We start from the raw sequence: 8,405 nt of genomic DNA, 5'->3' as shown, positions 1-8,405 counted from the left end.
ATTTTGTACAAAATAATCATGTTTATATGGTTTTGTATGATTTTTAGAAACTGTTGTTTAACCCCTTAACGAAACAGATTCATGTAGCTTTCCAGTAAAATTGATGTACTTTTGCAAGTATCATAGTATATAATGATGTATGATGTATGATGTATAGGAAAAAACGGAACAAGCGCGGCATCGGGGCGCCCATTTCAATAGGGGGAATCGGGAATGAAAGAGGCTGAGGAACAAGTTCTGGAAAAACAAGGGGTAGGGCTGTCGGCCCAGCCCTTTTGGCAGGCCCGTAAGACCAAACGATGTTTTCTGAAGGAGCCGGAGCGGGGGGAGAATATTGCGGTGCTTTACGAGCTGGATGCGGAACCCCAGGCCAAAGGGCTGTATTCGGTGCCGGGGATAGGACTTTTGGGCGTCCAGTTTTCCCTGGATCAGGAATGCCCCAGCGCCATGGTATGCGGACTTCTGACCCAAACTAAGGAGGTTCCCCTGTATGGTACCCACCATACCCTGCTGTGCCAGTTCTTTCCTGGCCGGTTTACCCAGATTTTTGGCATTCCCTGCAGCGCCGTTACGGATACGGAAGCCCCTTTGGAGGATTTTATCCAGGTGGGAAGCCTGTACGAGGAGCTGGCCGCAGCGCCGGATATGCCGGCCCGGCAGGCCTTATTGCAGCAGTTCATCGGCAGGTGGCAGAATCACAGCAGGAGAAATGCCGGCAATGAGCGGCTGGTGCCGGCGCTGATAGAAGCGGCCCTGCATAAACACGGACTGGTCCAGCTGCACGAATTGGAGCAGGAAACCGGGTACAGTGGTCGGTATCTGCAAACGATTATCCGGGAAAAAGTAGGAGTATCACCTAAAATCGCCCTAAATAATATGCAGTTTCAGGATTCCCTCCAGCGGCTGCTGCGGGATCCGGATATGCCCCTGGCGGCCATTGCCCAGGCCAGTGGGTACTACGACCAGAGCTATTTCACCCGGAAATTCAAAGAGTATATGGGCGTCACTCCGGCTGTTTTCGCCGCTCGGCTGCGGCATGTAAAGCTGCTGGAAGAAAGCATATAAATCTCTGTACAAAAGACAATCCCAGGCAAACCAAAAGGCTTGCCTGGGATTTTTTATATTCAAAAACCATTTCCTCTTTATATAACGACAAATAGAATAACAAACAGTAATTCAAAGCAGAAATGTGGATAAAAAATATCCTATCACAATGCATCCAAATTGTAACAGCAAATTTAATTTGCAAAGACTAAAAAATCATTGCTTCTTATTTTCCGTTATCTGACGTATGATGAAACCGTAAAGAAAATGTCCGTTAATGGTGGAGCTCCCAACGCGGCAAAAAATCTAAACATTGCGAGAGGTGCGAAAAATGGCAAAACATGCATTAGAAGGTGTGCGCATTTTGGATATTTCGACCGTCATTGCTGCTCCCTGGGCCGCTGGCCTGCTGGCAGACTTTGGCGCCGAGGTCATTAAGGTAGAAATGACCGGACGGGGAGATGCTTTCCGGGCCATGGGGCCGTTAAAAGATGGGAAGAGCATTCGCTGGCCGTCCATGGGCCGGAACAAGAAAAGCGTAACCTTGGACTTCCACTTTGAGGAAGGCAAGAAGCTGTTCATGGATCTGGTAGCCAAGAGTGACGTAGTCATTGAAAACTTCAAAACCGGCACCCTGGACAAATGGGGAATTGGCGTAGCAGAAATGCGGAAAGTCAACCCGGATATCATTGTGACCCATGTCACCGGCTATGGCCAAACCGGGCCGTATCGGAAACTGGCCGGCTTGGGCACCCCGCTGCAGGCCTTCTCCGGAATGACCTACATGCAGGGCTATCCGGATCGTCCTCCTGTCAGCCCTCCCTTTGCTCTGGCTGACTATGTAGCTGGCCTGTACGCAGCCCTGGGAACCATGATTGCCCTGTATCACCGGGATGCCCTGAAAGGCAAACCCCAGGAAATCGATGTAAGCCTGTACGAAGGTATCTTCCGTATGGAAGAAGCCATGATTGCCCAATACGACCTGTTTGGCACCATCCGGGAGAGAAGCCCGATGCCCAGCGGCGCTTCCTGCCCCATCGGTACCTTCGAAACCAAGGACAATGTGTATGTCATCATCGTCTGCAGCACCAACCCGGTGTTCGAGCATCTGTGCGATGCCATGGACAGAAGAGCCGATTGGCTTCCTAAATATGCCCTGGCCAAAGACCGGCTGGCAGATCCCAAACCCATCATGGATGCGGTAACGGAATGGGTAAAGACCCATACCTTCCAGGAACTGAAAGCCAAATGCGATGCAGCCGGCGTTCCCATTTCCACCATCTATAACATCAAAGACTGCTTTGAAGATCCTCAATACCAGGCCCGCCACGACATTGTGGACGTACCCTGCCAGGAATTCGGTTCCGTGAAGATGCCCGGCATCGTTCCGGTCCTGTCCGAAACCCCTGGGGAAATCAAATGGGCCGGCCAGAAGCTGGGCGCTTCCAATGAAGAAGTGTATGGCGGAATCCTGGGCCTGTCTGATGCACAGCTGGCTAAACTGAAAGAAAAGAAAGTCATCTAAGCACAGAAAAGAGGAACTGAAAATGGCATTAACCTATCCGAAACAAATCCGTCTTTGTGAAGTGGGCCTGCGGGACGGCCTGCAAAATGAAAAGAAGATTCCTACTACCCAGGAGAAAATTGCTTACGTCAACGCTTTGACCGAGGCCGGTTTCCCGGTCATCGAAGTAGGCAGCTTCGTCAGCCCCAAGGCTGTACCTCAGGTAGCAGATACCGATGAAGTGTTTAAAGGCATCACCCAAAAAACCGGCGTAGAATACCGGGCCCTGATTGCCAACCTGAAGGGCGTGGACCGGGCCATCGAATGCGGCTGCAAAAAGGTGAAACTGAACGTTTCCGCCTCCGTAGCCCACAACCTGGCCAACCTGAACTGCACCCCGGCAGAAAGCGTAGCCCGCTTCTCCGCCTGTGTGGATCGGGCCAAGGAAGCCGGCATCGAAATCTCCGGTTCCATCTCCATGGCCTTTGGTTCCCCCTGGGACAAGGAAATTGCTCCCGAGGTAGTTTGCAAGATTATTGAAGCCTATATGCTGGTAGGCATTCGGGAAATCAGTCTTTCCGATGCTTCCGGTATGGCTTATCCTTCCCAGGTGGCCTCCCTGTGCCACTTGGTCAAAGAAAAATACCCTGAAGTCTCCTGGTGGCTCCACTTCCATAATACCCGGGGCCTGGGCGTAGCCAATATCCTGGCTGGTCTCAGCGAAGGCTTCACCCAGTTCGATACCAGCATGGCCGGTATGGGCGGCTGCCCCTTTGTTCCGGGTGCCGCCGGCAACGTATCCTCCGAAGATGTCATCCATATGTGTGATGAAATGGGCATTGCAACCGGTATTGACCTGGACAAGATGATGGACATCAGCCGTCATATGGCGTCTGAACTGGACCATCCTGCCGACAGTTACCTGCTCCGGGCCGGCAAAGCCAGCGACTTGATCCTGGACGTTCCTACCCGGCAGGCCAAAAATCACACCCAGGGAAAATAATCTTTTCCCCTGCCCAAAGGAGAGCTGAAAATGGTTGCACTCGTAGGTTACGCTACCCTTATTGTACTGGTATTCTTCCTGCTGAAAGGGAAAATGGCCCCCATTACCGTATTCGGGACCATTCCCATTATTGGCGCCCTGTTCCTGGGCGTCACCCCGGATCTTCTGGAAAAATGGATTGGCTCCGGGCTGAATACCGTTTGGAAAACCGCAGTATTGTTCATTTTCTCGGTAGAATTTTTCGGCATTATGTCCGATGCTGGTGTATTTGATGCCATCGTTAAGAAACTGGTGGCCAGAACCGGCAACAACGTAGTGGTTACCGCTGTGGTCACCGCCATGGTTGCCGTAATCGGCCACTTGGATGGCGCTACCGCCACCACCGCCCTGGTTACCATTCCTTCCATGCTGCCCCTGTGGAAGCGCCTGAATATGCGCCCCACCGGTATGCTGTTTATTGTAGGAACCGCCATGGGCGTTATGAACCTGGTTCCCTGGGGCGGCCCGGTAGTCCGGGTAGCTGCCATCCTGAACCGTGATGTAGGCGACCTGTGGCATTACCTGATTCCCTTCCAGGGCGTCTGCCTGATCCTGACCTTTGTGATTGCTGCCCTGGTGGGCATGAATGAAGTCCGCCACGGTGCCGGCCTGACCAAGGAAGCTGCCGACCAGGCTGCCCAGGTGAAACTGAGCCCTGAAGAAGAAGCCCTGAGACGGCCCAAGCTGCTGCCCGTGAACATTATCCTCACGATCATCCTGCTGGTACTGCTGCTCTTAGGCGTAATGTCCCCGCACATTCTGTTTATGATTGCTCTGGCCATTGGTATGGTCATCAACTATCCTGATTCCAAAACCCAGCGGAAACTGTTCCGCAGCCACGCTGGGGATGCCCTGGATACCTCCGCTACCCTGTTGGCAGCCGCCGTATTCATCGGTATCATGAACAAATCCGGTATGCTGGATGCCATGGTAAACACCCTCCTGTGGGTAATGCCTGCTTGGATGGGCCGCTACATGAACATCATCGCCGGTTTCATCTCCGTACCTGTTGGCGCCTGCCTGGGTGCAGATACCTTCTACTATGGCCTGTTCCCGCTGCTGGGCAAAGCCGGTTCCGCCTTTGGCGTACCACCCCTGGACGTAGGCGTGGCCATGCTGATTGGCAAGAACGTGGCTATGATCCTGAGCCCGCTGCAGCCCACCACCTTCCTGGCCCTGGGTCTTGCCGGCGTGGAACTCAACGACCACCTGAAAGCCAACTTCTTCCGCACCTGGATTTTGAGCTTTATCATGTGCGGCATTGCCATGGTCATGGGGTACATGAAGATTTACTAAGTATTGCGTTTTTCCCTCTGTTTTGTGTATGTACAGCCCGTCTGGTCCCGTTCAAAACACACCTGACGTCTCCAGCGTTTCCCCCTGGGGCCAGCGGCGCAGTCATACGTGCAGAACCTTGATAGAATTGGAGGTCTCCTGATGGAAAAAGATCTGGTTGAAACCTTTTTGGCTGTGGCTAAGGCTCAGAATATCAGCAAGGCCTCCCGCCTTTTGTTTGTGTCCCAAGCCACGGTCAGTTATCGACTAAAGTCCCTGGAAAAGCAGGTGGGCACGGAACTGGTCCAGCGCAGCAAGGGCATTCGGGCCACCCGGCTTACCGAAAACGGCCGCCGGCTGTTGCCCCTGGCCCAAAACTGGCTCCAGGCCAACGAAGCCTTCGAAAGCTTCAGCCCCCAGCCCTAGGACGAAACAACACTTCTTTTGCTAAAAAACCTCAGCGTATTGGCGTCCCTCTGTGCCAATATGCTGGGGCTTTTTATATTTTTGCTATTTTAGGATATGCTCCGGATTGTAGTCCGCGTAAAAGGCGCATTGCTTCCGGATCAGCCGCAGCAGAGCCTGGCCGTAGACCGGGAAGGTCCGGTCCTTCCGGTATTCCAGGTTCAGGGGGTTGGTTTCCTCCAGGTACCGGATGGGGAAGGCGTGGAGCTTGTTTTCCACCTGGCTGTTGATGTAGCGCAGGTTGGGCAGGTACATGGTGAGGCAGAAGCTGGCCGCGTAATTCTGGGTGGTCAGCAAATGGTGCAGGTCCGGATGGCTGGAGGTGTGGATGCAGTTCAGCTCAATATCCTGCTTCTGGAGCAGCCGGCTGATCATCTGGGAGGAGTTGAAGGCCGGCATATTGAAGGAAAAGGGCATCTGGGTGAACTTGGAGAGATCCGCCCCCTGGCGGAATTCCTGGATGCAGCCAGGATACGTATCCGGGAAATAGTGCTTCAGCATCCCCTCACTGACCACCAGGTACAGCACTTCCCGGAGAATCAGCTGGCTCTGGATGAACCGGGAAGGGTTCTTGGGAGCCCCGATCACAATCATGTCCAGCTGGTTGTTCAGGAGCATTTCCCTGAGCGTTGGGGAGTTGGCGCTGACCACCTGGAGCTGCACATGGGGGAACAGCTTGCTGTAGGACTCAATCAGCCGGGGCATAAAAATCCGGAACCGGCCTTCCGTGGTTCCCAGCCGGATGGTGCCGGAGTTTCCTTCCTTGATTTCCGCAAACTGCTGGGCTAAACTGTTCTCCAGCGCTTCCACCTGGCGGATATTGTCCAGGAACAGTTGCCCTTCGTCCGTCAGCCGGAATTCCGGTTTCCGGTAGAACAAGGTCACCCCGCATTCCTTTTCCAGATTGGACAAGTAATGGCTCAGGGCCTGGTGGGTGACGAATAATTTTTCAGCTGCCCGGGTCACATTCTTTTCCTTGGCCAGGGCAATAAAATAACGGTATTTTTCAAACATGGGCTTCTCCTTGCAGTAGACGGGGCAGACTTTCCTGCCCCAGGGCGCATCAATCTATCTTCTATAGTAACAGAAGCGTTAGAGAAAAATCTATGCTATACTACCAATAGATTGTGCGGAAGGGAGCGAAACAGATGCTGCAGCGAATCAAGAACATACAGCCCCAAAGCGGGCGCCAGCTCTTGGTGGAATTCGAAAACGGAGAAAAGAAACACTACGATATCAGAGGTGCGGCCGCCCAGTGGGAAGCCTTTTGGGCGCTCTTGACGGATAAGGAACTGTTTGCCCAGGTTCAGGTGGATACCGGCGGCTACGGCATCAGCTGGAATGAGGACCTGGAGCTGTCCTGCCACGAGCTGTACCAGAACGGAGTAGATGCAGAATAAGATAAATTTTCGGGGGCTGCTGCAAGTCCCCGCAGCAAATAACCAGGAGGCAATACAATGGCAAAACAACCTAAACTTTGTACCCCTGCCCAGGCCGCTCAGGCCATCCAAAGCGGGGATTGGGTGGATTTTGGCTTCGGCAGCGGCTTTGCCGAGCTCATGGACCAGGCCCTGGCGGACCGCCGGGATGAGCTGACGGACGTAAAAATCCGGGGCGGACTGGTGTACCAGCCCATTATCCATACCGTGGACTGCGACCCGGAAATGAAGCATTTCCAGTACTACAGCTGGCATCTAGGCGCCTACGAACGGAAGCTGTTCACCCAGGGGCGGCTGCACTTTGTGCCCATGATTTTACGGCTGCTGCCGGAAATGTACCGGGACTACCTGCAAGTGGATGTGGCCATTGTGCCGGTTTCTAGGCCCGACGCCAACGGGTACTGCGGCCTGGGGCTTGCCAGCTACTGCTGGAAGACCATTATCCAAAAGGCCCGGACAGTTATTTTTGAAATCAACGAAAAGCTGCCCACCCTTCAGGGCGTGGACGGTTCCCACCGGGTGTCTATTGAGGACGCCGATTACCTGGTAGAAGGGGAGCATGGCCCGTTAATCACCTCCGGCTACCGGCAGCCTTCTGCAGCCGATCTCCAGATTGCCCAAAATGTAGTGGCTGAGATTCCTAATGGAGCCACCCTGAGCCTGGGAGTAGGGACCATTCCCTTTACCATTGCCCAGCTGTTGGCTAAAAGCGACCGGGAAAACCTGGGCTGCCATACCGGCACCATCAGCGACGCCTTTCTGGCCCTCTACAAGGCCGGCAAGCTCACCAACGCCAAAAAGGAAGTCCGTACGGGGCTTTCTACCTGGAACCTGGCCAGCGGCAGTAAGGAGCTGTATAATTGGCTCCAGGAGAAACCCGAACTGTTCTATCCGGCAGAAGTGGACTACGTCCATAATCCCCGGGTGATGGAAAATATTTCCAACTACATCAGCATCAACGGCGGCGTGCAGTTGGATCTCATGGGGCAGGAAAATGCCGAATCCGTAGGCACTCGTCAACTTTCCGGCACCGGCGGCCAGCTGGACTTTTTGGAAGGCGCCTTCCTGTCCCAGGGCGGCGCAGGCTACATCTGCATCGAGTCCTCCCGGGTAGATAAGCAGGGCGTCCGCCATTCCAACATCTTGCCTACCATCCCCGCAGACAGCACCATTTCCGCTCCCAGAGCCTTGATCCAGAACGTGGCTACCGAGTATGGCGTGGCCCATTTGACCGGCCTGTCCCTGAAAGAACGCGCCCAGGCCATGATTGCCATGGCTCATCCCGACTGCCGGGCAGAACTCCAGGCTTATGCGGATAAGACGTTTAGATAAGAGAAAAGAGAATAGAGAAAAAGTTAAGGCCCCCGGCGTGATGCTGGGGGCTTCCTTGCATAATAAATAAGTGCTTTGGCTGTAAAAAAGCAACCAAAGCACTTATTTATTATGTTAGATAACTAGGGAAGGAACAACCTTCTTGTGCAATCAATTTGTATAGTTCACGGGAAGGTCGTGTTAAATGTCCCAATTCTCCATTATAAATAACTGCCCATTCCCAAAATGGATCATATTTTTCTTCCACCTGATTGCATAAATCGGTGTAAGTTTACCGTCTGCACGGACTTTTTTTACCACCTTC

8 protein-coding genes are annotated in these 8,405 nt (G+C 53.4%); 7 read left to right on the top strand and 1 reads right to left on the bottom strand.

What is annotated here, in order from left to right; translation table 11 throughout:
- The first annotated feature begins 213 nt into the window (after nt 1–213).
- The 5 genes from DW089_RS10955 (at nt 214) to DW089_RS10935 (ending at nt 5,291) form a co-directional block, all read left to right on the top strand.
- On the top strand, nt 214–1,065 hold the full coding sequence (locus DW089_RS10955; RefSeq protein ID WP_118287286.1) for an AraC family transcriptional regulator: 852 nt from the start codon (nt 214–216) through the stop codon (nt 1,063–1,065).
- Nucleotides 1,066–1,375: 310 nt separating this feature from the next.
- Nucleotides 1,376–2,569, top strand: a complete 1,194-nt coding sequence (locus DW089_RS10950) for a CaiB/BaiF CoA-transferase family protein (RefSeq protein ID WP_118287285.1) — start codon at nt 1,376–1,378, stop codon at nt 2,567–2,569.
- A 22-nt stretch (nt 2,570–2,591) separates the two neighbouring features.
- Nucleotides 2,592–3,551, top strand: a complete 960-nt coding sequence (locus DW089_RS10945) for a hydroxymethylglutaryl-CoA lyase (protein ID WP_118287284.1) — start codon at nt 2,592–2,594, stop codon at nt 3,549–3,551.
- A 30-nt stretch (nt 3,552–3,581) separates the two neighbouring features.
- Nucleotides 3,582–4,886, top strand: coding sequence for a CitMHS family transporter (locus DW089_RS10940; protein WP_118287283.1), 1,305 nt, complete (start codon nt 3,582–3,584; stop codon nt 4,884–4,886).
- Nucleotides 4,887–5,027: 141 nt separating this feature from the next.
- On the top strand, nt 5,028–5,291 hold the full coding sequence (locus DW089_RS10935; RefSeq protein WP_105327487.1) for a LysR family transcriptional regulator: 264 nt from the start codon (nt 5,028–5,030) through the stop codon (nt 5,289–5,291).
- Between the two features lie 84 nt (nt 5,292–5,375).
- On the opposite strand, the gene DW089_RS10930 is transcribed toward DW089_RS10935, so the two are convergent.
- Nucleotides 5,376–6,344, bottom strand: coding sequence for a LysR family transcriptional regulator (locus tag DW089_RS10930; protein WP_118287282.1), 969 nt, complete (start codon nt 6,342–6,344; stop codon nt 5,376–5,378).
- A gap of 134 nt (nt 6,345–6,478) precedes the next feature.
- Between DW089_RS10930 and DW089_RS10925 the strand changes: the two genes are divergently transcribed.
- Nucleotides 6,479–6,730, top strand: coding sequence for a DUF2442 domain-containing protein (locus tag DW089_RS10925; protein WP_118287281.1), 252 nt, complete (start codon nt 6,479–6,481; stop codon nt 6,728–6,730).
- Between the two features lie 57 nt (nt 6,731–6,787).
- A complete protein-coding gene (locus tag DW089_RS10920; RefSeq protein ID WP_118287280.1) occupies nt 6,788–8,101 on the top strand; it encodes an acetyl-CoA hydrolase/transferase family protein in 1,314 nt (437 codons plus the stop codon).
- Nucleotides 8,102–8,405 lie beyond the last annotated feature (304 nt).

It is taken from the genome of Acidaminococcus sp. AM05-11, assembly GCF_003472805.1.
In the GTDB taxonomy this organism is placed as follows: domain Bacteria; phylum Bacillota; class Negativicutes; order Acidaminococcales; family Acidaminococcaceae; genus Acidaminococcus; species Acidaminococcus hominis.
Note: the sequence above shows the minus strand (reverse complement) of the source record. Positions and strands in the feature narration are given on the sequence as shown.